General features: G+C 69.5%; 17 protein-coding genes. 7 read left to right on the forward strand and 10 right to left on the reverse strand.

Annotation, left to right across the window (positions count from 1 at the left end; all coding sequences use genetic code 11):
• Positions 1-38 precede the first annotated feature (38 nt).
• The 4 genes from ACFZBT_RS13635 to ACFZBT_RS13650 all read left to right on the forward strand — a co-directional run bounded on the left by ACFZBT_RS13635 (position 39) and on the right by ACFZBT_RS13650 (position 5,584).
• On the forward strand, positions 39-2,936 hold the full coding sequence (locus tag ACFZBT_RS13635) for an NACHT domain-containing protein (RefSeq protein ID WP_391102392.1): 2,898 nt from the start codon (positions 39-41) through the stop codon (positions 2,934-2,936).
• 228 nt (positions 2,937-3,164) lie between these two features.
• Positions 3,165-4,343, forward strand: a complete 1,179-nt coding sequence (locus ACFZBT_RS13640; protein ID WP_391102395.1) for a YncE family protein — start codon at positions 3,165-3,167, stop codon at positions 4,341-4,343.
• A 57-nt stretch (positions 4,344-4,400) separates the two neighbouring features.
• Complete coding sequence (locus tag ACFZBT_RS13645; RefSeq protein WP_391102397.1) at positions 4,401-5,315, forward strand: MerR family transcriptional regulator; 915 nt, start codon at positions 4,401-4,403, stop codon at positions 5,313-5,315.
• Positions 5,316-5,371: 56 nt separating this feature from the next.
• On the forward strand, positions 5,372-5,584 hold the full coding sequence (locus ACFZBT_RS13650) for an EF-hand domain-containing protein (RefSeq protein ID WP_391102399.1): 213 nt from the start codon (positions 5,372-5,374) through the stop codon (positions 5,582-5,584).
• A 94-nt stretch (positions 5,585-5,678) separates the two neighbouring features.
• On the opposite strand, the gene ACFZBT_RS13655 is transcribed toward ACFZBT_RS13650, so the two are convergent.
• The 5 genes from ACFZBT_RS13655 to ACFZBT_RS13675 form a co-directional block, all read right to left on the reverse strand.
• Complete coding sequence (locus ACFZBT_RS13655) at positions 5,679-6,236, reverse strand: GH25 family lysozyme (RefSeq protein ID WP_391102402.1); 558 nt, start codon at positions 6,234-6,236, stop codon at positions 5,679-5,681.
• A 129-nt stretch (positions 6,237-6,365) separates the two neighbouring features.
• Positions 6,366-7,778 (reverse strand): MFS transporter, encoded by a 1,413-nt coding sequence (locus ACFZBT_RS13660; RefSeq protein ID WP_391102404.1) that lies wholly within the window; start codon positions 7,776-7,778, stop codon positions 6,366-6,368.
• 121 nt (positions 7,779-7,899) lie between these two features.
• Positions 7,900-8,538 (reverse strand): HAD-IA family hydrolase, encoded by a 639-nt coding sequence (locus ACFZBT_RS13665; RefSeq protein ID WP_391102406.1) that lies wholly within the window; start codon positions 8,536-8,538, stop codon positions 7,900-7,902.
• Positions 8,539-8,570: 32 nt separating this feature from the next.
• A complete protein-coding gene (locus ACFZBT_RS13670; protein WP_391102408.1) occupies positions 8,571-9,557 on the reverse strand; it encodes an LLM class flavin-dependent oxidoreductase in 987 nt (328 codons plus the stop codon).
• Between the two features lie 103 nt (positions 9,558-9,660).
• Positions 9,661-10,869 (reverse strand): MFS transporter, encoded by a 1,209-nt coding sequence (locus ACFZBT_RS13675; RefSeq protein ID WP_391102410.1) that lies wholly within the window; start codon positions 10,867-10,869, stop codon positions 9,661-9,663.
• A 90-nt stretch (positions 10,870-10,959) separates the two neighbouring features.
• Between ACFZBT_RS13675 and ACFZBT_RS13680 the strand changes: the two genes are divergently transcribed.
• Complete coding sequence (locus ACFZBT_RS13680) at positions 10,960-11,721, forward strand: DeoR family transcriptional regulator (RefSeq protein WP_391102412.1); 762 nt, start codon at positions 10,960-10,962, stop codon at positions 11,719-11,721.
• A gap of 85 nt (positions 11,722-11,806) precedes the next feature.
• Here the strand turns inward: ACFZBT_RS13680 and ACFZBT_RS13685 are convergent, their stop codons facing one another.
• From ACFZBT_RS13685 to hisD, 4 genes are all read right to left on the reverse strand, one after another.
• Positions 11,807-13,594 (reverse strand): thiamine pyrophosphate-dependent enzyme, encoded by a 1,788-nt coding sequence (locus ACFZBT_RS13685; protein ID WP_391102415.1) that lies wholly within the window; start codon positions 13,592-13,594, stop codon positions 11,807-11,809.
• 33 nt (positions 13,595-13,627) lie between these two features.
• On the reverse strand, positions 13,628-14,296 hold the full coding sequence (locus ACFZBT_RS13690) for a ThuA domain-containing protein (RefSeq protein ID WP_391102417.1): 669 nt from the start codon (positions 14,294-14,296) through the stop codon (positions 13,628-13,630).
• The gene (locus ACFZBT_RS13695) at positions 14,293-15,903 is read right to left on the reverse strand and encodes an amino acid permease (protein ID WP_391102419.1); all 1,611 of its coding nucleotides are present in this window, start codon (positions 15,901-15,903) and stop codon (positions 14,293-14,295) included. The genes ACFZBT_RS13690 and ACFZBT_RS13695 overlap by 4 nt, the downstream gene beginning before the upstream one ends.
• A gap of 95 nt (positions 15,904-15,998) precedes the next feature.
• Entirely contained in the window at positions 15,999-17,324 is a 1,326-nt protein-coding gene (gene hisD, locus ACFZBT_RS13700; RefSeq protein ID WP_391102421.1) for a histidinol dehydrogenase, read from the reverse strand.
• A 127-nt stretch (positions 17,325-17,451) separates the two neighbouring features.
• Between hisD and ACFZBT_RS13705 the strand changes: the two genes are divergently transcribed.
• Positions 17,452-19,059 carry a PucR family transcriptional regulator ligand-binding domain-containing protein gene (locus ACFZBT_RS13705; protein ID WP_391102424.1) on the forward strand — a complete coding sequence of 536 codons (1,608 nt, stop codon included), beginning with the start codon at positions 17,452-17,454 and terminating at the stop codon, positions 19,057-19,059.
• Positions 19,060-19,104: 45 nt separating this feature from the next.
• On the opposite strand, the gene ACFZBT_RS13710 is transcribed toward ACFZBT_RS13705, so the two are convergent.
• Entirely contained in the window at positions 19,105-20,688 is a 1,584-nt protein-coding gene (locus ACFZBT_RS13710) for a GMC oxidoreductase (RefSeq protein ID WP_391102427.1), read from the reverse strand.
• Between the two features lie 196 nt (positions 20,689-20,884).
• On the opposite strand from ACFZBT_RS13710, the gene ACFZBT_RS13715 reads away from it, so the two are divergent.
• Positions 20,885-22,465, forward strand: a complete 1,581-nt coding sequence (locus ACFZBT_RS13715; RefSeq protein WP_391102429.1) for a GMC family oxidoreductase N-terminal domain-containing protein — start codon at positions 20,885-20,887, stop codon at positions 22,463-22,465.
• Positions 22,466-22,473 lie beyond the last annotated feature (8 nt).

Genomic DNA, 22,473 nt, shown 5'->3' on the forward strand with positions numbered 1-22,473 from the left:
GCGGTGTTCACACGCAACACAGTTGAACGTCGCATTCCATGGGGGCAGTGTCATTGAGCGAACAGACGGGTCCTCGGGAACAGCTGGCGGAGCGGCTCAGGGACCTCCGCGCTCGGCGCCGCGTCACGATGGCAGGTCTGGCCACGAGGGCGGAGCTCAGCCGGACACTGGTCAGCCGGGTGTTCAACGGCCATGTGGTGCCCAGCGACCACACCCTGGTCTCCCTGGCCGAAGCACTGAAGGCGGGTCCCGCCGAACTGCGGGAGCTGAAGAGCCTGCGGGCGGCCGCCGCTCCGAAAGTACGCCCAAGGCGCCCCCACGAAGCCTTCGAGGAGCGCTATCGCACGTACGTGGTCGATCGCTACGGCGAGTTGACCATCGTCGGGCTCGATCTGCGCCACTCCGACCAGTCCTGGCCCCTTGACGCCGCCTATCTCAGCCTGGAGATGGCGGACGTGAGTGAAGCTGCGTCCTGGCGCGGTTTCAGCAGGCCGGACTCGTTGGCGTTCACCAGCCATGAAGTGCGGGTCGTGAGGGCGGAACAGGCGCTGGCCGGCCGACAGCGGGCTCTGGTGAGAGGGCTGGCGGGCAGCGGGAAGACCACCTTGCTCCAGTGGCTGGCCGTGACCACCGCCAAAGGAGTTCCCGCTCCGGGGCTCGACCATCTGGAGGACATGGTTCCTTACGTCCTGCCCCTGCGCAGCCTCGTGCGTCGAGGCTCACTGCCCGCTCCGGAGGCCTTTCTCGACGCCATGAGCTGTCCCTTCGCGGATACCCAGCCGCGGGGCTGGACGGATGAAGTGCTGAACAGCGGACGCGGGCTCCTCCTCATCGACGGGGTGGACGAAGTACCCGCCGAACAGCGTCAGGCGGCACGCGCGTGGCTGCAGGGCCTGTTGTCGGCCTATTCGCGCAGTTGTTTCGTCGTGACCACTCGGCCTTCCGCCGTCCCGGAGGGCTGGCTTGCCAAGAGCTCCTTCGCGGAACTCATCATCCGTCCCATGCGCGGCCGGGACACCGACGTCTTCATCACGAGATGGCACGAGGCGGCCGGCGGGAGAACCGGCGGCGATCAGGCTCTGGTCGTGCTCCGGGAGAAGATGCGGGACGCCGTTCGGTTTCAGCGCGAGCTCGCTCAGCTGGCCACGACTCCTTTGATGTGCGCGTTGATGTGCGCGCTGCACCGGGACAGGCGAGGCCATCTGCCTCAGGGCCGCATGGAGCTCTATGAAGCGGCTCTCTCCACGCTTCTCGACCGCCGCGAGACCGAGCGGGGCATCGAGACCCCGGAGGGCATCCATCTCAGCGAACGCCAGAGCATCCAGCTGCTGCAGAGGCTGGCGTACTGGATGGTCGTCAACCGCCAGACGGAGATGCTCAAGGACATCGCCTTGCGGACCGTCGATGCGCAGCTTCCCGCCATGCCGGGCCTGCACGGGAAAACCGATGCGGAGACGGTCCTGTCTCATCTCATCAATCGCAGCGGGATCCTGCGCCAGCCGACCGCGGACACCATCGACTTCGTGCACCGGACCTTCCAGGACTACCTGGGCGCCAAGGCCTGCATCGAAGCCGGTGACTTCCCCCTCCTCCTGGACAACGCCCACGACGACCAGTGGGAGGACGTGATCCGCATGTCCGTCTCGCACGCCCGCCCCAAGGAACGGGCGCTGCTCCTGAACGAGCTGACGGCCCGGGGAAACACACGCAAGCAGGGGAAGCGCCTGCACCTGTTGGCCATGGCCTGCCTGGAGTACGCGACCGAAGTGGAGTCCGAGGTGCAGGCCCAGGTGCGCCTGAACGCCGCCAGTCTCCTGCCGCCCCGTTCCTACCGCGACGCCCGTGTCCTGGCGCAGTACGGCCCCGTGATCCTGGATCTCCTGCCAGGGCCCGAGGGACTCGACCCGTATGAGGCCGAGGCGGTCGTCACCACGGCGGCAACCGTCGGCGGGCCCCCGGCCTTCGTGCTCCTCAAGCGGTTCAGAAGCCATCCCCACCCCATGGTGCAGCGTTCCCTCGCGGATGCGTGGAGCGCCTTCGACACCCAGGACTTCGCGACCGAGATCATCGAACACCTCCCCGATCAGCGCATGGAACTGACCATCGACTCACCGGCCCAGTTCGAAGTCGCCGAGCGGTTGGGCAGGGACTGTCACGTCCGTGTCGGCCGGTACCTCTCCCTGGACCGGGTCGTCAGGCAGCCGAGCCGTGATTCCGTGGTGGCGATCACTGTGTCCGACAGTCTGGGACTGAGTTCGCTCGACCTGCTGAGCGCATGCCCGCGTCTGCACACACTCAAGATCAGCGGTGCAGCCATCGTCGACTGGGCCCCGCTGCGGGAGACCACGGTCAAGCATCTCGTCCTCAGCAAGCTGGACGGCTGCAGGCTCGGGTCCCTGCGGCGGCTCGACACCATCGAGAAGGTCACGATGGGCGTACCCCGGACATACGACAATGTTCTGGGTACGCCGGTGCCTCCCAACATCACCGAGCTGCGGCTGTCGGGCGCCGAGGGGCGCAAGGACTTCCTCGTCGGAGTGTCCCGCCTGCGCCGGCTCTCGCATCTGAGCGTCGACGTTCCCAAACCCTCTGCCAGGGAATTCGCCGACATCGCCGCGCTGGGCAATTTGAAACAACTACAGCTGATCCGACTCCAGCCGGGAGTGCTGTCCCATGTTCCTCCGGTATCCAAGGTGGAACACCTTATTCTCAATGCCCCCCAGGGGGCTCTGCCGGCAGCGGCGCTGGTGCGGCGCGCATTTCCCGGTCTACGGCTGCTTTCGATCCTCGCCGACCACCGGCCGGTAGACGTTTCGTCCCTGGCTGAATGGCCGGGGCTGCGCATTCATGTTCACGATGCGTCATCTGTCAGTGGTGTGGGTGCCCTGCCGCCGGAGTTGCTCACCATCACGCCTCAGCCGCGCTCGGCGCCCTGAGCCCTGACCGGTCCTTTCCACACGACCGTCCTCCGTTCGAGGGTTGATCACGAGATTTGCTCCGAATTGCCTCTTAAATGGTGCGCGTGAACACGACTGACCATCGGACGGCGTCACCGCGGTCGAGCCCTGCGATGCCGACGCCGTGACCTGCTTCCGGGTCTTTCGCGACGACCCCGCTGCCTGCCGCGGTCCTGCCGCGGCCACTACCTCGGAGCTGGTCAGCTGATGCACCGCCACCTTGTCAGAAGCACCCTCGTCGCGGGCGCCGCCCTCGCCGTCCTCGCCGCCTGCGGCACCCAGGACGAGGAGCGCACCTCCGGGACCCGCCCCACCAAGGCCGCCGTGCCCGCCCCGCACGAGAAGAAGACCGTCCAGGGCCTGCCGGGCATGCCGCCCGTCCTCGACCCGAAGGACGTCTACGCGGCCGACCGCCCCAACAAGCTGTCGCCCGTGGTCAAGGGCTTCCCGTCCCGGGTCTACGTCCCCAACACCGAGTCCGACACCGTCTCCGTCATCGACCCGAAGACGTACGAGATCATCGAGACGATCCCCGTGGGCCGGCAGCCCCAGCACGTCGTGCCCTCCTGGGACCTGAAGACGCTCTGGGTCAACAACAACCGCGGCCACACCCTCACCCCGATCGACCCGAAGACCGGCAAGGCGGGCAAGGAGGTCGAGGTCCACGACCCGTACAACCTCTACTTCACGCCCAACGGCAAGTACGCCGTCGTCATGGCCTCCCTCGACCGCGAACTGGTCTTCCGCGACCCGCACACCATGGAGATCAGGAAGACCGTCCCGGTCTCCTGCTACGGCGTCAACCACGCCGACTTCTCCCTCGACGGCCGCTACTTCATCGTCTCCTGCGAGTTCAGCGGCGAGCTGCTCAAGGTCGACACCGAGAAGATGAAGGTCGTGGGACAGCAGAGGCTGCCGTTCGAGGGCGCCATGCCGCAGGACGTGAAGGTCTCGCCGGACGGCAAGAGGTTCTACATCGCCGACATGATGGCCCACGGCATGTGGGTCCTGGACGGCGACAGGTTCACCGAGCCCACCCTGCTCCCCACCGGCAAGGGCTGTCACGGCCTCTACGTCAGCCGCGACTCGCGCGAGATGTACGTCTCCAACCGCGGCGAAGGCACCATCTCCGTCTTCGACTTCACCCGGAACAAGCTCACCAAGAAGTGGGACCTGCCCGACGGCGGCAGCCCCGACATGGGCGGCGTCTCCGCCGACGGCAAGGTCCTGTGGCTCTCCGGCCGCTACGACGCCGAGGTCTACGCCATCGACACCCGCACCGGCGCCCAGCTCGCCCGCATCCCCGTCGGCAGCGGCCCGCACGGCCTCGCGGTCTACCCGCAGCCCGGCCGCTACTCCCTCGGCCACACGGGCATCTTCCGGTGACCGTGGGGGAGCGCGAGAGTTGAGTCTCCACCCACTGGAGGGCCCAGACTCGCGGACATGACCGACGACGGCACCGGACTGCTCACCATCGGGGAACTGGCCAGGGTCACCGGACTGACCGTGCGCACCATCCGCTACTGGTCCGACGAGGGCGTGCTGCCCCCGGTGACCCGGTCCACGGGCGGCTACCGGCTGTACGACGCCGCGTCCGTGGCCCGCCTGGAGCTGATCCGCACCCTGCGCGAACTCGGCCTCGGCCTGGCGGACGTCCGCCGGGTCCTGGCCGGCGAGACCACGGTCGCGCGGGTCGCCGCCGCGCACGTGGTCGCGCTGGACGCGCAGATCCGGTCGCTCAAGGTGACCCGTGCGGTGCTGTCGACGGTCGCGAGGCGGGGTTCCAGCGCGGAGGAGATGACACTCATGAACAGACTGGCACGGCTCTCGGCGGCCGAACGACGGCGGATCGTCGAGGACTTCATGGCGGAGATCTTCGAGGGGATCGACACCGCCGACCCGGACATCCGCGGCAGACTGCGTTTCGCGGCCGCCGAGCTGCCCGACGACCCCACACCCGAGCAGGCGGACGCCTGGGTGGAGCTCGCCGAACTGATCCAGGACCCCGGCTTCCGCGCGCAGATGCGGCAGATGATCGAGTTCAACGCGGCCGACCGGGGGCCGGACGTCCCGGCCGGTTCGTCCCTGTGGTTCATGAGCCGGCTCGTCCAGCTCGCCGCCGAGGCACGGCAGCGCGGCATCGCCCCCGGGGCGCCGGAGGCCGACGATGTCCTGAGGGACCTGCTAGGCGACACCGACCGGGCCGCCGTGCTCGAACGCCTCACGGCCGCCTCCAACGTGCGGGTCGCCCGCTACCGCGAACTCCAGGCCGTGGTCAACGGCCTCGGGCCTCAGCCGACCTACGACGAGGAGTTCGCCTGGGTGGTCGCCGCGCTGGAGGCGGGGACGGCCAGTTAATCTGACCTGCGTCAGCACGACGCAGAACACGAGAGCACGAGAGTAGGGGCGGATCGGTGGCGGACATCGAGGAAGCACGCAAGCAGTTCGAGCGGATCGATACGGACGGCGACGGATTCATCACCGCTGCCGAGTTCAAGGCCGCCCTGGCCGGATCGGGTGACTGGAACGTCACCGAGTCGGTCGCCGAGGTCGTCATCAAGACCCGCGACCTCGACGGCGACAAGAAGCTGAGCTTCGACGAGTTCTGGGCCTACCTGAACAAGTAGGCGCCGGCCGTCCCGGCGCCCGGACGAAGGGGCCCGGTCCGACCTCGGTCGGACCGGGCCCCTTCGTCATGCCGACGGTCGGCCCGCGGGCCGGTCAGGCGTCCTCGGCCCATCTCCGCAGCGCGGCCTTGCTCTCGAAGTCGGCCACGTTCTTGTCCAGCGGGTTGTCGGTGTACTGATGGAAGCGCCACTTGGCTTTGATGCGGGGCTTGCCCGCGGAGACGTAGTCGGCGATCCACAGGGCGTCGCCCGCGTAGGACGTCGTGTCGATGTTGAGCCAGAAGTTTCGGTTGGCGTAGAGAATGACCTGGTTGTTCGGCCGAAGGTCCTTCACCTTGCGGATGAACAGGTCCTTCTCCGCGTTGCTCGCGTGTGTTCCGTTGCTGGTCGTCTCCCAGTCGACGGCGAGGATGTCGCCCGCCCGGTCCGGTGCCTTGCCGACGAAGTACTCGGCCTGGGCCTGGAGGTTGCCGGGCCACAGGAAGTGGTAGAAGCCGACGACCAGTCCGGCGTCACGCGCCCGCTTCGTCTGGGCGGCCAGTTTGGGGTTGACGTAGGACCGCCCCTCGGTCGCCTTGACGAAGACGAAGGAGAGGCCGTCGGTGCCGTAGGAGGAGGACTGGTAGGCGCTCACGTCGATGCCGCGCAGCATGGGGGCTCCCTCTGGTGCGGGTGGGGCTGAAGTTCCCTTGGGCCGGGGGTTGTTGTTATGCCCCGCGAGGGCGGCCGTACGCCGGGCGCGAGGAGGCTCGGGCCCGGCGGTGGTGAACGCCGGTCGGCTTCAGGCGGTGGGGGAGGTGGCTTCGGCGCGGGGCGCGTCGTCGGCGGAGGCGGCCTCGCCGTCGTCCAGGGAGACGTCCTTGGTCTCCTTGCCGAGCAGGAGCGCGACCAGCGTCAGCATTGCCATCGCCGAGAGGTAGACGCCGACCAGCCACGGCGAGCCGTCCCCCGTCTCCCACAGCGCCACGGCGATGAACGGGGCGACCGCCGCCCCGAGGATCGAGCTGACGTTGTACGCGATGCCGGAGCCGGTGTAGCGCACGCTGGTCGGGAAGAGCTCGGGCAGTAGTGCGCCCATCGGGCCGAACGTCATGCCCATCAGGGTGAAGCCGAGCACGAGCCACAGCACCACGCCGAGGGTGCCCAGCTCGATGAGCGGCACCCAGAGCAGTCCGAAGACCACGATCGCGGCGGTGATCCAGATCAGGGTGGCGCGCCGCCCGTACCGGTCCGCGAGGGGACCCGAGATCAGGGTGAACGCGGCGAAGAACAGCACACCGAAGATCATCATGAGCACGAACGTGGTGTAGTCGTACCCGAGTCCGGGCACGGCGGCGTCCTTGGCCGCGCGTCCGTAGCTGAGCGAGAACGTGGTCATCAGGTAGAAGAGCACGTAGGTCGCCAGCATGATGAAGGTGCCCAGGACCAGCTGCTTCCCGTGTCCGCGCACCACGGTGACGAGCGGCAGCCGCCGCACCTCGCCGGACTCGCGGGTCCTGGCGAAGACCGCCGACTCGACGAGCCGGGAGCGCACCCACAGGCCGATCGCGACCATCACGGCGGAGAACAGGAACGGGATGCGCCAGCCCCAGCTGACGAAGGCGTCCGAGGGCTGCGAGGGGTCGGCGCCGGCCGCGGACGGCAGCAGCGCGCCGATGACCAGGAACAGGCCGTTGCCGATGATGAAGCCGAGCGGGGCGCCCAGCTGCGGGAAGGTGCCGTACAGGGCGCGCTTGCCGCGGGGGGCGTTCTCGGTCGCGACCAGGGCGGCGCCGCTCCACTCGCCGCCGAGCGCGAAGCCCTGCGCGAGCCGCATCAGCACGAGCAGCGCGGTGGCCACCCAGCCGGCCTGGGCGTAGGTGGGCAGAACGCCGATGAGGAACGTGGCGATGCCCATGGTCAGGAGCGAGACGACGAGGGTCTTCTTGCGGCCGAGCCGGTCACCGAGGTGCCCGAAGACGACGGCGCCGATCGGGCGGGCGACCATCGCGGCGCCGAAGACCGCGAAGGACGACAGCAGCGCGGTGGTCGGGTCGCTGCTCGGGAAGAAGAGCTGAGGGAAGACGAGCACCGCGGCGGTCGCGTAGATGTAGAAGTCGTAGAACTCGATCGTCGTGCCCATGAGGCTGGCGACGAGGACGCGGGACCGCGGGTTGACGGGCGGAGGGGCTGAACCGGTTGCTGGTGCGGACATCGCTCGGTCTTTCACGCTGAAACATGGGCACTGCAACGATGTCAGCCGTCTTGTTTCTCGGTATTTCAGTCTCGCATAGTGAGATGGCGCCGCGGTGTCACCGCGGTGCCATCCTCCGCACTCAGCCGAGGCGTTGGCCCGTGAACCCGGGCAGCCACGCGTCGACGACGGCCGTCAGTTCGTCCTGGCCGCTGAAGACGTGCCCCTCCATGCCGACGGCCTGTGCCGCGCGGACGTTCTCCTCGCGGTCGTCGATGAAAAGGAAGTCCGCGGGTGCGGCCCGCAGAGCGACGACGCAGTGCTGGAAGGCGGCCGGGTCGGGCTTGGCGGCGCCGATCCTTCCGGAGAAGGTGAGGTGGTCGAGGTCGTGCAGCCAGGGCTGGGCGGCGAGGAAGGCGTCCGCGTGGTCCGCGGGGATGTTGGACAGCAGGGCGACCCGGGCGCGCTCCCGCAGGTTCCGCACGTAGGCGACCATGCGCTCGTCGACGCGGGACCAGCTGTCGATGTCGGTGAGCCGCAGCTCCTCGATCGTGTCGGCGTCGGCGGGGCGGGACAACGCGTGCAGCACGTCGGTCCAGTACGCGGACGCGGCCCGCAGGCCGGCGTCGTAGAGCGGGCGATGGGTCCAGTAGGCCGAGGTGAAGTCCTCGGTGGAGGTGTGGCAGCGGGCGGCCATCTTCTCCAGGGCGCCCGGGCGCTGGTGGCGGGCTATGACCCCGAAGAGGTCGAAGAGCACGATGCGGCGGCGGTCGGTGGACATGAGAGGTCCCTTGGAGTGCGGGGGCGTTCGGGTCAGTGCCGGTGGGGCAGGGCGCGGGCGAGCGAGTCCAGCGCGGCCAGGCGGTCGGGGCCCGCCGGGGCGAGAACGACGCTGGTAGCGCCGGCGGCGTGGCGGGCGTCGATCGCCGCGCGGGCCTGGGCGGGGGTGCCGGCGATGCTCAGGGCGCGGACCCAGTCGGCGGGCATCGTCCGGGCGAAGTGCCGGGCGTCGGGGCTGGCGGCGCGGTGTGCGCGCAGTTCCTCGGCGAAGGGCAGGGGGTCGATGTGCGCCGCCCACTGCGGCTCACCGACCGATTCCAGGGACGCGCGGACGCGAGTCAGGGCGGCCTCCTCGTCGTCGTCCACGGCGGCGGCGTCGTAGACGACGATCTCAGGAGAGTTCGCGGCGGCGGGGCCCAGGTTGCGCAGGGAGGCGGTGATGTAGCCGGGTGCGGCGGGCTCGGCCAGCAGGAGTCCGTCGGCGACCTCGCCCGCGACCGCCTGCGACTTGGGGCCGCGGACACCCAGGATCACCGGGGGGACGATGCCGGGGGTCTCTGTGAGGACCACGCCCTCGCAGCGTACGTACCGTCCGTTCTCGGGGCCTGGCTCACCGGCGATGAGCTGGCGGAGCGCTCTGGCGTACTCCTTGATCAGGGTCAGGGGGCTCTCGGGCCAGGACCCGACCTGGCGCATCCAGCCGGGCATGCCGTGGCCGATCCCCGCGATGAGCCGGCCGGGGTGGAGCTGGGCGAGGGTGGCCAGTTCCATCGCGGCGAAGGCCACGTTGCGGGCACCGGCGGGCATGATGCCGATCCCGACGGTGAGGTTCGTGGCGGCCAGGACGGTGGCGGCCTGTGCGACACCGCCGCGCCAGCCGAGGTCCTCCACCACCCAGACCTGGTCGAACCCCAGCTCCTCCGCGCTCCGGACATAGGGCAGCACCTCGCCGACGGGGAGATCGAGCGGCAGCATGACACCGACAGGGCCGCGAGCGGGGTGTGCGGGGGACTCGGGCATCGGGGGCTCCTTCGGTCGGCTGAGGGCGTTCTCCCGGCCTCGGGCGACCGGGGAAAGGAGAGCTTGTGCGGCACGGCTGTCAGGGACCGTGCCGCACAAGCGGTCAGGGGGTGTTGGCCGGCATCTCGCGCCGGCGGGTGCGGTCGGGTCCGGTACGCAGGACGCCGGCGCCCACGGCGGTGGTCACGCACAGCAGGGTCAACAGGACGAAGGCGTGGTTGAGGGCGACGACGTGCGTCAGCCAGCCGATCACTGCGGGGCCGGCGAGCATGCCGACGTAACCGAGTCCTGCGACGCGGGAGACGTTGGCCCCGGCGGCGGCGGGGTCGGTGTGCCCGGCCGCGCTGAACAACTGCGGGACGGTGCCGGACAGGCCCAGTCCGAACAGCGCCCAGCCCGTGAACACGGCCCACAGCCACGGGGCGAGGACCACGAGGGTGATGCCGACGGCGGCCATGATCGCGCCGTGGCGCAGGATCGCCAGAGAACCGAACCGGGCGGCGAAGCGGTCGGCGAGGAGCCGGCCGACGGTCATGGCCGCGGCGAAGGTGCCGTACGCGAAGGCCGCCGTGCCGGCGGACGTACCCAGGACGTCCTTCATGTGCAGGACGCTCCAGTCGTTGGCGGCGCCCTCGCACAGCATCACCATCAGCGCCAGGACGGCCAGCAGCCAGACCCGGCCCGTGGTGCCGCCACGCTCGGCCGCCGGAGGCGTCCCGGTCTCGTCCGCGGAGCCGGGGCCCTCGACGGCGGGAGCGGCGGGCAGCAGGGCACGCGCCGAGGCCAGGGAGATCACCACGCCCACGGCTCCCATGGCGGCCATGCCCGCGGCCGGGGGCAGGCCGGCGCCCGCCGCGCCCGCTCCGGCGAGTGCGGCGAGGACACCGCCGACGGAGAACGTGGCGTGGAAGCCGGACATGACGGGGCGGCCGTACGCCTTCTCCACGTGCACGGCGTGGGCGTTCATGCTCACGTCCAGGCAGCCGTTGCAGAGTCCGAAGACCAGCAGCGCGCCGGCCAGCGTCCACGGGTCCTGGGCGAGACCGGGCAGGAACAGGGTCGCGCCGCAGAGCACGCCGCCGGCGGGAACCACGACGCGGGTGCCGAGCCGGTCGGTCAGGGGGCCCGCCACCTGCATGCCTACGAAGGCTCCGAGCCCGAGCACCACCAGCAGGCCGCCGAGCGCGGCGTGGCTGATGCCCACGCGCTCCTCGATGGCGGGGATGTTGACCACCCACGTGCCCAGCAAGGTGCCGTACAGGACGAAGTAGACATAGGTCGCCACGCGGGCGGCTCGCAGGGAACGTTCCATACCGCCCAGCGTAACGAACATTTTAGATGTTCGAAGGCCCGTGTAATGAACAGATTTGTTGTTCATTTCACAGTGGTGTTCAATCGTGGTATGAGCAACGCAGACCGGCACGGGCTGATCGCGAAGGTCGTCAGGGACGCCGGAGGCGCGACCGTCCAGGAACTCGCGGAGCTGACCGGCGCCTCGGAGATGACCATCCGGCGCGACCTCGACACCCTCGCCGCCCAGGGCGTCCTCGAGCGCGTCCGCGGAGGGGCGCGCACCCTGCTGCTCCGGGGCGAGGAACCTCCCTTCGCGCTGCGCGCCCACGAGGCGATCGACGCCAAACGCCGGATCGCCGCCGAGATCTCCGTACGCATCGCCGACGGCGAGAGCGTCCTGCTGGACAGCGGCACCACCTGCCTGGAGGTCGCCCGCCTCCTGCGCGAACGGCCCGTCACGGTAATGCCCCTGTCCCTGCAGGCCATCCACCTGGTCGCCGAGACGCCCGGCCCGGCCACACTGGTCGTGCCCGGCGGACAGCCGCGCGCCGGCGAAGGGGCCCTCACCGGCCCCCTCACCCTCGCGTCCCTGGCCGCCCTGCGCTTCGACACCGCCGTCATAGGCTGCTGCGGGCTGACCGCGGCCGACGGCCTGACCGCCTACGACCTCGACGACGCCGCGGTGAAGAAGGCGGGCATCGCCTCCGCCCGCCGCGTCATCGGCGCCGCCGACGGCAGCAAACTCGGCCACACCGCCTACGCCCACGTCGGTGCCGCCGCCCTGCTGCACACCCTCGTCACGGACACCACCGCAGCCGCCGAGGAGGTCACCGCACTCGAGGCCGGCGGCACCGTCGTCCGGACCGTCTGACAGACCGTCCGCTCCTCATGCCCTACCGCCCGTGCGGCCTGTCTCGGCTGCACGGGCGGTAGGCGTCACCGGGCGCGGGGCAGTCTCAGAGGTGCTGCTCCGTGGCCCTGATGCGGTCGTACTCGTCCTGGCGCTCGTCGGTGATGTACGCCGGGATCGGGAAGTCCCACCAGCCGGGCACCCAGGGGCCCGCGGCGTCGCGGTCCGTGGGGACCTCGATCACGGCGGGGGCTCCGGACCGGACCGCCTTGCGCAGGGTCGGCTCCAGGGACGCGGCGTCGTCGACCTTCCACGACTCGATCCCGAAGGCCCGGCCCATGGCCGCGAAGTCGGGGCTGTACGGCGAGCCGTCGGGGTGCGAGAACTCCGTGCCGATGTGCCGCGAGGTCTGCTTGCGCTGGCCGCCGCGGATCGACATGTAGCCCGCGTTGTTCTGGACCACGAAGATCACCGGTGCGTCGGCGGTGACGCTCAGGGCGATCTCCTGGGAAGTCATCAGGAAGTCGCCGTCGCCGAGGACGCACACCACGGGGCACTCCGGTCGGGCGAGCTTGGCCCCTACGGCGGCCGGAATGGCCCAGCCCATGGAGGAGAAGCCGCCGGAGGTGAGGTGGGTGCGCGGCGAGTAGACCGGGAAGGTCTGCTTGACCGCTCCCTGGGTGTTGCCCGACCCGGCGACGATGATCGCCTCGCGCGGGAGCACGTTGCGCAGGGCGCCGAGCGGGCGCTGGGAGGTGAAGGGGAAGCGGTCGCTGTCGCGGCGGCCGGCGAGCTTCTCCTCCCAGTCCTGCTTGAGGCTCGCGAGCTCGGCGAGGTACTCGGAGCGGTCGACGCCCTTGCTGGGCAGGGAGTCGACGATGGCCGCCACCGCGCGCTGGGCGTCGGCGACTATGCCCACTTCGGCGGGGTAGTTCTTGCCGATCTCGTGCGGGTCGATGTCGATGTGGATGAGCTTCGCCGGCGGGATGGAGAAGCTGATGCCCTTGGCGTAGCTGGAGGCGGACCAGTCGGTGAAGCGGCAGCCGACGGAGATGACGACGTCGGCGGAGCTCGCGATCGCGTTGCCGGTCATCGTGCCGGTCTGGCCGACGCTGCCGGCGAACAGCTCGTGGTCCTCGGGGAAGGCGCTCTTGCCGTTCCACGTGGTGACGACCGGGATCTGCCACCGCTCGGCGAGCGCGAGGACCTGGTCGGACGCCTCGGACGTGATCGCGCCGCCGCCGACCACGATGACGGGCCGGGTGGCCGCGCGCAGCACGTCCACCGCGCGGTCGACGGCCTCCGGGTCGGGGTGCTGGCGGCCGACGGGGATGCGCCGCTCGAGGTCGTGGAGGTCCACGTTCGCGGCCTCGGCCTGTACGTCCATGGGGACTTCGAGGTGCACAGGGCCCGGGCGGCCGGTCAGCATGGAGTTGAAACAGCGGTGCAGGACGAAGGGGAGCTCCTCGACCCGGGTGACGACCCAGTGCCGCTTGCTGACGGCCTCGGCCACCTTGGGAAAGTCGTTGGCCGTGTAGCGGTCGAGTTCCTGCAGCAGTCCGTGGCCGCGCATGTGGGTCGGCGGGCCGCCCGTGACGACGAGAACACTGGTGGAGTCCGTGAACGCGGTGCCCATGCCGATCACGGTGTTGCTCGCGCCGGCGCCGATGGAGGTCACCGCGGCCTGCGGGCGGCCGGTGACGCGGTAGTAGCCGTCGGCGAGGTGGACGGCGCTCTGCTCGTGGAAGGTCTGGATGAAGGGGATCCTGGACTCGTCGTCGAGGAAGGCGTCGGTCAGTGACCAGATGCCGTGGCCGGGAATGCCGGCTACGACGTCGACCCCGTAGTTGCGCAGGGTCCGCGCGACGATCTGGCCTCCGGTGAGGACAGGCATGGTGTGCTCCCAATCAGCTCGGTTCGAAGGGGGTCAGGCGTCCTGACGGGCGGCCCAGGCGAAACCCTGGGTGCACAGGCGGGTGACGTCCGGGTTCTGGAGGTCGTCGAGGTCGTGTCCGACCGCGCTGTAGAAGACGCGGCCCTGCCCCCAGGCGCGGGTCCAGGCCTGAGGGATCGTCTTTCCCTCCAGCCAGGGCAGGTGTTCACCGGTGAAGGTGGACTCGGCCAGGACGTGGTTGTTGGGGTCGACGGACATGTAGTACTGCTCCGAGGCGACCCGGAAGTCCTCCACGCCCGCGGTGACCGGGTGGCCGGTGTCCGTGACGGTGACCTCGTAGGGGTACTTCACGCCCTCGCCCGCGGGGTGTTCGAGGAAGCTGCCGCCGAGCAGCCAGTGGTACTTGAGGCTGGTGCGGAACGCGGCGGCCGCGCCGTGCCAGGCGGCGATCCCGGTGCCGCTCTCCACCGCCCCCAGCAGGTTCGACTCCTGGGCGGCGGTCAGCCCCTCGGACAGCAGGGCGTTGTTCCAGTTGAGGGCGATGAGGTCGTAGCCGGTGAGGTCGGCGTCGAGCGCGAAGATGTCGTTGGTCTCGTCGACGTCGAATCCGAGATTCTTGAAGATCGGGAGGGCCCATTCCTCGGCCACCTGGTAGGGCTTGTGCCCCGGCCAGCCTCCGTACAGATACAGGACGCGGGTCATGCGTTCTTCCCTCCGGTCGTACGAGTCAGGGCCGCGGCGCGGCTGCGCAGGCGCTCGGCCACCTCCATGGCGTCGCCCTCCGGTGCGGTGGACTTGCGTTCCGGCTTCATGACCAGCAGGTACACCAGACCCACGGCGGCGACGACGAGGAAGCCGACGAGTGCGATGTACTGGTCCAGGAGCGAGGTTCCCGCGCCGCCGGCGGGCAGGGCGAGAAGGACCATCCCGAGCACGCCGTAGATCAGGGCCGCCACGTTGACCACGAAGCCCCAGCGGCCGAGGGTCCAGGCCCCGGCGGGACGCCAGCCCTTCAGGCGCATCCGCAGCGCGGCCAGTACGACCATCATGAACGCCGCGTATCCGGCCAGCACCTGGAACGCCACGATCTTGGTGAGGGAGTCGGGCGAGTAGTAGACGAACACGAAGATCAGCAGCGGAACGACGTTCACGGCCAGCAGCGCGTTCATGGGGACGCGGTGCGTGCGGGAGATCTTCGAGAAGACACGGGACCCCGGGAACATGTCGTCGCGGGCGAAGGAGAAGACGATCCGGCTCGCGGCGGCCTGCTGGCTCATCACACCCGCGATGAAGGACGTGACGATGACCGTGAGCACCGCCTTCGTGCCCACGACCCCGAGAGAGCTCTGCAGGATCGAGGGGATCGGATTGGTGTCCTTGCCCGAGAGGATCGAGGCGAGGTCCGGAGCCGCGAGGGCGTACCCGACGAACGCGAGGAGCGCGGCCACTCCACCGACGGCCACGGTCAGCTGCATGGCCCGCGGGATGCTGCGGGAGGGGTTGGGAACCTCCTCCGCGATCTCACCGCACGCCTCGAAGCCGTAGAAGAGGAAGAGCCCGACGAGCGAGGCACCGATGAAGGCCATGAGGTAGCTGTCGTGGTTGGAGCTGGTGGCCTGGAAGAAGATCGAGAAGGAGTTGTGCCGTTCGAAGATCAGCAGGTAGAGGCCCACGAGGACGATGCCGATCAGCTCCGCGGCGAGTCCGATCTTCGAGATCAGAGCCAGGGTCCTGGTGCCGAAACAGTTGCAGATCAGGCAGAGAACGGTCATGCCGATCGCGATCCACAGGCGCTGGGCCGGGGTGGAGCTGATGCCGGGCGCGTCGGTGGTTCCGGCGAAGAGGCTGGCCAGGAAGTCCGAGCTGAAGAGTGCGGTGCTGGTGATGCCGATGGTGATGGTGCAGATGTAGATCCACGCGTTGAACCAGGCGTAGCGTCCGTTCCACAGCCGTCTGACCCATTGGTAGAGGCCGCCGGCGAGCGGGAACTGCGAGACGACCTCTCCGAACACCAGCGCGACCAGGAACTGCCCGGCCCCGACTATGCAGATCCAGAAGATGGACGGTCCGCCCGCGGTCGCCAGACCGACCGCGAAGAGGGCCACGACGCCCACGAGGGGCGAGAGGTACACGAAGCCCAGGGCGAAGTTCCCCCACAGGCTGACCTTGCGGTCGAACTTCTGCTCATAGCCCAGTGCCGCGAGCAGTTCCGCGTCCTCGGCCGATGAGACGGGGGTCGCGGTCCCGCCCGAGGGGCCGACGGGGGCGGGTGTGGGCGCCGCGTGCGCCTCGTTGTCCGTAGCTGACATGACGATCTCCGTGGGTCGAGGGGGAGGTGCTCCTTGTCGAACGGCTGCCGTGCTGCGTGTGCGGTCCGGCATAAGTCGCGATCGGTCATCGCGGTTCAGCTCTGCTCGAGGGTGTGGTCGGTCCAGATCAGCCGGGCCGATCCGTAGCGCGCGGCGCGGACGTCTCCCGAGCGCGCGTGTCCCTCGAAGTTCTCGATGCGCGAGGCCCTGCCACAGATCTCGCCGAGCCGGGCACTGGACCCGGAGTCCCTGATCTCCTGATAGGTCATGGTCTTGAGGTACTTGCCGACCCAGAGGCCGCCGGTGTAGCGGGCCGCTCCCAGGGTGGGCAGCACGTGGTTGGTGCCGATGACCTTGTCGCCGTACGCGACGCACGTCTTGTCCCCGAGGAACAGGGCGCCGTAGTTGCGCATCCGGTGCAGGGCCTCGCGAGGCTCGGCGGTCAGGATCTGGACGTGCTCGCTGGCGTACTGATCGGCGAGTTCGTAGGCGGCGTCCAGGGTGGGGACCACGATCACCTCGCCGTGGTCGCGCCAGGCACGCCCGGCGACGTCTCCGGTGGGCAGGCCGGGCAGCAGCTCTTCCACCCAGGCGATGGTCCGCCTGCCCACCTCCTCGGACGTCGTGACGAGAACCGTCGGGGAGTCGGGTCCGTGCTCGGCCTGGGACAGCAGGTCCGTCGCCACCACGAACGGGTCCGCGGTGTCGTCCGCGACGATCAGTACTTCCGTCGGCCCGGCGAAGAGGTCGATCCCGACCTCGCCGAAGAGCTGGCGCTTGGCCTCCGCCACATAGGCGTTGCCGGGGCCGGCGAGCATGTCGACCGCGTCGATCGTCTCGGTGCCCAGCGCCAGGGCCGCCACGGCCTGGACACCGCCCATGACGTAGATCTCGTCGGCGCCGGCCAGGTGCATCGCGGCGATGCTGACGGGCGGCGGAGCCCCTCGGTCCGGCGGAGTCGTGGCGGCGACCCGCTCGACACCTGCGACCTTGGCCGTCAGGACGGTCATGTGGGCCGACGCGGTGAGGGGGTAGCGGCCGCCGGGAACGTAGGCGCCGGCCGCGCCGATGGGGATGTTGCGCTGCCCCAGGAACACGCCGGGCAGCGTCTCGACCTCGAAGTCGGTGAGGGAGTCCCGCTGCGCCTGGGCGAAGCCGCGGACCTGCGTCTGGACGAACCGCAGGTCGTCGAGGACCGTCTCGGGGACGGAGGAGACGACGGATGCGATCTGGTCGGGACCGAGCCGATAGGACTCCGGGCTCCAGTCGTCGAACTTCTGCGACCAGCGGCGCACGGCGGCGTCCCCGTTGGCCCGTACGTCGGCGATCACGTCCGCGACGGTCTCGACGATTTCCGGACGGCTGGTCCGCGACGTCTTCACGGCGACAGGAGCCTTGATGGTCTTGTGTTGTGCTGACACTCTGCACTCCTTGCACGGGGTCGTGCCTGCGGGCTTGACCTGAAGTCTGGGGAAACAAGGAGTGGGACGACAGGCACAGTGTGTGCAATATTGGCCCTGGATCGTGCACACATCGAGGTAGTGGTTCATGGCTGAAGTCCTGACGGTTCGCGCCGCCCTGGAGCTCGAGGTGTTCACGCGCACCGCCGTGCGTGTGTATGCCGGGGAAAGGAATCTGGATCGTCCCGTGCGCTGGGTGCACACCGGGGAGATCCCGGACATCCATCGCTTTCTCACGGGTCAGGAGATGCTGCTGACGGCCGGCCTCGGCATGGGCGCGACAGCGCTCGAGCAGCGGGCGTTCATCCGACGGCTCGCGGACGCCCACGCGGCCGTGCTCGTCGTCGAACTGGCCGGGCGCATGTTCGACTCCATGCCGGAGGCCGTGATCGAGGAGGCCGAGGCGGTCGGCCTGCCCCTGGTGGGACTCACCGACGAGATTCCCTTCGTCGAGACGTCGGCCCAGGTCCACGAGGTCCTGGTCGGGATGCGCGTCAAGCAGCTGATCGCCGAAGAGGCCACCAGCCAGGCGTTCATGGATCTGCTCCTGGCGGACGAGGACTACGTCGGCGTGGTCAGGGAACTGGCCCGTCGCACCGGGCACCCCGTGGTGCTGGAGGACGTCGCCCACCAGATGCTGGCGTACGGAGGAGCGACGCCGGAGGCCGACCGGGTCGTGGACGAGTGGAGTGCGCATTCCCGGGCGATTCACGAACGCCACTCCTCTCTCGCGGCGCAGCGCCCCGGGGTCCCGACCGCCTCGGCGGCATCGTTCCGCGAGGTCGCGCCGTGCGCCCGCCAGCCCGTGGTGCTCCGGGGCGAGTCGTGGGGGTGGATCCACCTTCTGCACGGTGGAAAGCAGCCGAGCCCGCCCGAACTGCGCACGCTGGAGCGGGCCGCCGCGGCCGTGGCGATCTCGCTGCTGAGCGAACGGGAGAGCGGCGCGCGCGCATCCCAGCGCCAGACGGCGCTGCTCAACCGGCTTCTGCTGGGCGACATCACAGGAGAGCGGTTCGTGACCCTCAGTCTGGCGCTCGGCCAGGACCTGCGCGGACGGGACCTGATCGTCGTCACGGCATGGGCGGGGGACGAGGAGCCGGTCAAGGACCATCTCCTCGCCCGTCTTCTGGAGGAGGCAGGCTGGCCCGCCGTCGTGGGCGACACCGGAGACTTCGACGTGGCGGTCGTGGGCCTGCCCGCCCGCGTCGACGCCGGCCAAGTGCAGACCCTGCTGGCCGATCACGGGGTAAGGGGTGGCATCAGCCGCGTCGTGGAGCCGGCGGTGCTTCCGCTGGCCCTGCGCCAGAGCCGCAGCGCGGCGTCCGTCGCGGCGGCGGCCTCGACCACGGAAGTGCGTCACTTCGACGATCTGGGAGCTCTGCGCCTCCTCGTCGCCCTCTCCGAAGGCCCCGAACTCAGGCGCTACGTCGAGGACGAACTCGGTCCGCTCCTCGAGCACGACGCACTGGCGAAGAACCCTCTGCTGCCCACCCTCCGCACGTTCCTCGACTGCGGTGGCAACAAGGCCCGGGCGGCGGAGGAGCTCTTCATCCAGCGACGCACCCTCTACCACCGCCTCGACAGACTCTCCGAGATCCTCGGCCTGGACCTCACGCAGGTCAGTAACCAGCAGCGGCTGCAATTGGCCGTGCGCGGACACGACCTGCTGCGCAAGCCGACGCTGCGGCGGACCTGACCTGCGCGAGAGACCTGACCTGCGGCAGATCCGGCCGCTGCGACGTCAGTCCTTCGTCGCTCTGGCCAAGGACGGGGCGATGCGCAGGGCGTTCGCGCCGATCGTCAGGGCCGGGTTGAGCGCCGCGGAGGACGGGAAGAACGACGAGTCGGCCACCCAGAGGTTCTCGACGTCATGGCTGCGGCACAGAGGGTCCAGCACGCTCTGCGCCGGGTCGTGACCCGCCACGGCCGTTCCGCACATGTGGGAGTTGGTCTCGATGCCCATGCGCTGGGTGAAGATCAGCGGATACCCGGACTTGCGGACCGCCCGGGTCACCCGGCGCACGAGTTCGTGGTGGGGCGCGACGTTGGTCGGCGTCCAGTCGATGAGGATGCGGTCGCCGTCCACCCGTACCCGGTTGTTCCGGGACGGGAGGTCCTCGGTCGTCAGGTAGATGTCGAGGCTTCTGCCCGCCATGAACTTCAGGGCCCACGTCGGTGCCCACGGACGCGCGGGCTTGAGCATGGGGGCCTGCAGCTTGCCCAGCATCTGGAGGTTCCCCAGCGGGAAACGCGTCCCCGGCCCGGCTTCGTAGAAGTCGTTCAGACCGAGGGTCTTCTGCCACTGCGTGGGGTTGGTCCGCAGGGGGTTGACCCCGACGAAGAACGTGCTGTTGTGGACCATGTAGTTGCGGCCCAGCAGTCCGGACGAGTTGGCGAGACCCTCAGGGTGCGCGTCGCCGGCCGAACGGAGCAGCAGCGCGGCGGAGTTGACGGCACCGCCGGCCAGGGCGAAGGTCCTGGCGTTGATACGGATGATCCGGCCCGCGTGCCGTGCCTCGGCGGCGACGACCTTCCGCCCGTCGGGCGAGGTGATCAGGCGTGTGATCTCCGCACCCGTGAGGATCTTCACGCCGTCGCGCAGCGCGGGGAGAAGGAGCCGGTTCTCGGCGTCGGACTTCATGCCCGTCTCGTCCGGACAGCCGTCGGCGGTCGTCACGGCGGCGCGATCCGCCTGAGTGCTGATGTTCAGGGCGTTCGGCGTGTGGAACGGGTGCAGGCCCTGCCGGCGCAGCGACCGGGAGAACCGCTCGATCTCCGGTTCGTGCTGGAGCGCCGGATACGGGTAGGGCTTGGAGCGGGGCGGCTCGGTCGGGTCCTCGCCGGTCTGCCCGTGCACCTGGAGCAACTCCTCCATGACGGTGTAGGAGGGCTCCAGGTCCTCGTAGTCGAAAGGCCAGGCGCGCGAGACGCCCTCGTGGTGTTCCACCTCGGTGAAGTCACTGCGCCGGAAACGGGGCAGCATCGCGCCGTAGAAGCGGGTGTTTCCGCCCACCCAGTAATACACACCCGGCGCGAACGGTTTGCCGGTGCCGCCGTCGTACCAATAGCCGGCGTTCTTGTACCGGCCCTTGATGTACATCTCGGCCGGCTGCGAGTTCTCGGGTTCACGGGGAAGGAAATGGCCCCGCTCCGCGACGAGGACGTCGAGACCGGACTCCTTCAGCGCCCAGGCCAGCGAGGACCCGCCCATGCCGGAGCCGATGATCAGGACATCGGTGCTGATCTCCTCGGCGGTGCCGACTGAGACGAGGGCCTCGGGCCGGAGCTCCGGAGGCGTGTAATCCTGACGGACCGGGTCGGACATGAGTCGGGATCCCCTCTTTGCCGCGGTGGTTCGAAGAGAGCCTAAGCAGCGGCGCGGATACAGCACATGCACGGAATGGGTAATGACTGGCGCCCCAAGTGCTCACTTCGTGCATGTGCTGACCATGCCCGGCGTCCCTAGCCTCTCCAGGAACGACGCGCGCCGACCAAGGCGACCGGACTTCCACGGAGGCGAAATGGACAGGGAATCGTATGACTACATCGTCGTCGGGGCCGGCTCGGCCGGCTGTGCGCTGGCGGCCCGGCTGTCCGAGGATCCGGATGTCACGGTCGCGCTGATCGAAGCGGGACCGCCGGCCCGGGGCCGACTCTTCGAGATACCCGCACTGTTCTCCCAGCAGCTGAAGACAGCCTTCGACTGGGACTTCGAGACCGAGCCCGAGCCGCAGCTCGCGGGGCGCCGCGCCTACCTGCCCCGCGGCCGCGCGATCGGCGGCACCAGCTCGATGAACACCATGCTGTACGTGCGCGGGCACCGCTACGACTACGACACGTGGGAGCGGCTCGGCAACCCGGGCTGGGGGTACGACGACGTCCTGCCGTTCTTCAGGAAGTCGGAGGACAACGAGCGCGGCGCCGACGACTTCCACGGCGTCGGCGGTCCCCTCACCGTCAGCGACCCCCGCTCTGTCCACCCCTTGCTGACGGCATGGGTCGAGGCGGCTCAGGACGCGGGCCACAAGTACAACTCGGACTTCAACGGAGCTGAGCAGGAGGGCGTGGGCTACCACCAGGTCACGCAGCGGAACGGCCTGCGGTGCAGCAGCGCGATCGCGTTCCTGGAGCCGGCCGCGGGCCGTCCGAACCTCACCGTGCTTCCCTCGACGACCGCCCTGCGCCTGAGCTTCGACGGCTCGCGGGCCGCCGGCCTGGAGGTCGACCACCTCGGCACCGTCCGGACGATCCACGTCGACCGTGAGATCGTGCTGTCCCTCGGGGCCTACAACTCGCCCCACCTGCTCCTCCAGTCAGGCGTCGGCCCGGCCGACGAACTGACCGCGGGAGGGATCACCCCCTTGCACGACCTGCCGGACGTCGGCAGGAACATGCAGGACCACACCGGGTGTTTCATCAGCTTCTTCAGCGACACCCAGCCGCTCCTGGGACCGGACACCTCCGCGGAGGAGCGGCTCCTGCGCGAGCAGGGCACAGGCCCGATGGCCTGGAACGAGACCGGCGGCTTCTTCAGCTCCAGCGACGACCTCCCCGCCCCGGACATCCAGGTGCACGCCGCGCTGGGCATCGTCCGTGACGAAGGCCTGGCCGCGCCGCTCGAGCCGGGAATGTCGTTCGGCCCCTACGTCGCACGGCCCGCGAGCCGCGGTTCGGTGCGGCTGCGGCACTCCCACCCGTACGCCAAGCCGCGCATCTTCCACAACTACCTCGCCGATCCCGACGACCGCCGGCGGCTGCGCGAGGGCGTCCGTCTGTGTATGCGCATCGCCCGTGAGAAGCGGCTGACGTCCCTGCTGCAGGCGGACCTGCGCGCGGCCGCCGACGCCGGGCTCGCCCCGCTGTCGGACAGCGACCAGGACATCGACGACTTCATCCGCACGCAGTCGTTCTCCTTCTACCACCCGTCGGGCACCTGCATGATGGGCAAGGTCGTCGACCACGAACTCCGTGTGCGCGGGCTGGAGAACGTGCGCGTGGCGGACACGTCGATCATGCCGACCCTCGTCACCGGGAACACGAACGCTCCCGCCATCATGATCGGAGAAAGGGCCGCCTCGTTGGTACGGGCGTCGGCGGGATGAACCCGCCC

Origin of the sequence: Streptomyces sp. NPDC008137 (assembly GCF_042957035.1) — a bacterium.
Classification (GTDB): Bacteria; Actinomycetota; Actinomycetes; order Streptomycetales; family Streptomycetaceae; genus Streptomyces.

Bases quoted from the DNA above. Each gene is read 5' to 3' on its own strand.
- ACFZBT_RS13635 (WP_391102392.1), top strand. From the start codon at position 39: ATGGGGGCAGTGTCATTGAGCGAACAGACGGGTCCTCGGGAACAGCTG.
- ACFZBT_RS13640 (WP_391102395.1), top strand. From the start codon at position 3,165: ATGCACCGCCACCTTGTCAGAAGCACCCTCGTCGCGGGCGCCGCCCTC.
- ACFZBT_RS13645 (WP_391102397.1), top strand. From the start codon at position 4,401: ATGACCGACGACGGCACCGGACTGCTCACCATCGGGGAACTGGCCAGG.
- ACFZBT_RS13655 (WP_391102402.1), bottom strand. From the start codon at position 6,236: ATGCTGCGCGGCATCGACGTGAGCGCCTACCAGTCCTCCTCCTACGGC.
- ACFZBT_RS13660 (WP_391102404.1), bottom strand. From the start codon at position 7,778: ATGTCCGCACCAGCAACCGGTTCAGCCCCTCCGCCCGTCAACCCGCGG.
- ACFZBT_RS13665 (WP_391102406.1), bottom strand. From the start codon at position 8,538: ATGTCCACCGACCGCCGCCGCATCGTGCTCTTCGACCTCTTCGGGGTC.
- ACFZBT_RS13670 (WP_391102408.1), bottom strand. From the start codon at position 9,557: ATGCCCGAGTCCCCCGCACACCCCGCTCGCGGCCCTGTCGGTGTCATG.
- ACFZBT_RS13675 (WP_391102410.1), bottom strand. From the start codon at position 10,869: ATGGAACGTTCCCTGCGAGCCGCCCGCGTGGCGACCTATGTCTACTTC.
- ACFZBT_RS13680 (WP_391102412.1), top strand. From the start codon at position 10,960: ATGAGCAACGCAGACCGGCACGGGCTGATCGCGAAGGTCGTCAGGGAC.
- ACFZBT_RS13685 (WP_391102415.1), bottom strand. From the start codon at position 13,594: ATGCCTGTCCTCACCGGAGGCCAGATCGTCGCGCGGACCCTGCGCAAC.
- ACFZBT_RS13690 (WP_391102417.1), bottom strand. From the start codon at position 14,296: ATGACCCGCGTCCTGTATCTGTACGGAGGCTGGCCGGGGCACAAGCCC.
- ACFZBT_RS13695 (WP_391102419.1), bottom strand. From the start codon at position 15,903: ATGTCAGCTACGGACAACGAGGCGCACGCGGCGCCCACACCCGCCCCC.
- ACFZBT_RS13705 (WP_391102424.1), top strand. From the start codon at position 17,452: ATGGCTGAAGTCCTGACGGTTCGCGCCGCCCTGGAGCTCGAGGTGTTC.
- ACFZBT_RS13710 (WP_391102427.1), bottom strand. From the start codon at position 20,688: ATGTCCGACCCGGTCCGTCAGGATTACACGCCTCCGGAGCTCCGGCCC.
- ACFZBT_RS13715 (WP_391102429.1), top strand. From the start codon at position 20,885: ATGGACAGGGAATCGTATGACTACATCGTCGTCGGGGCCGGCTCGGCC.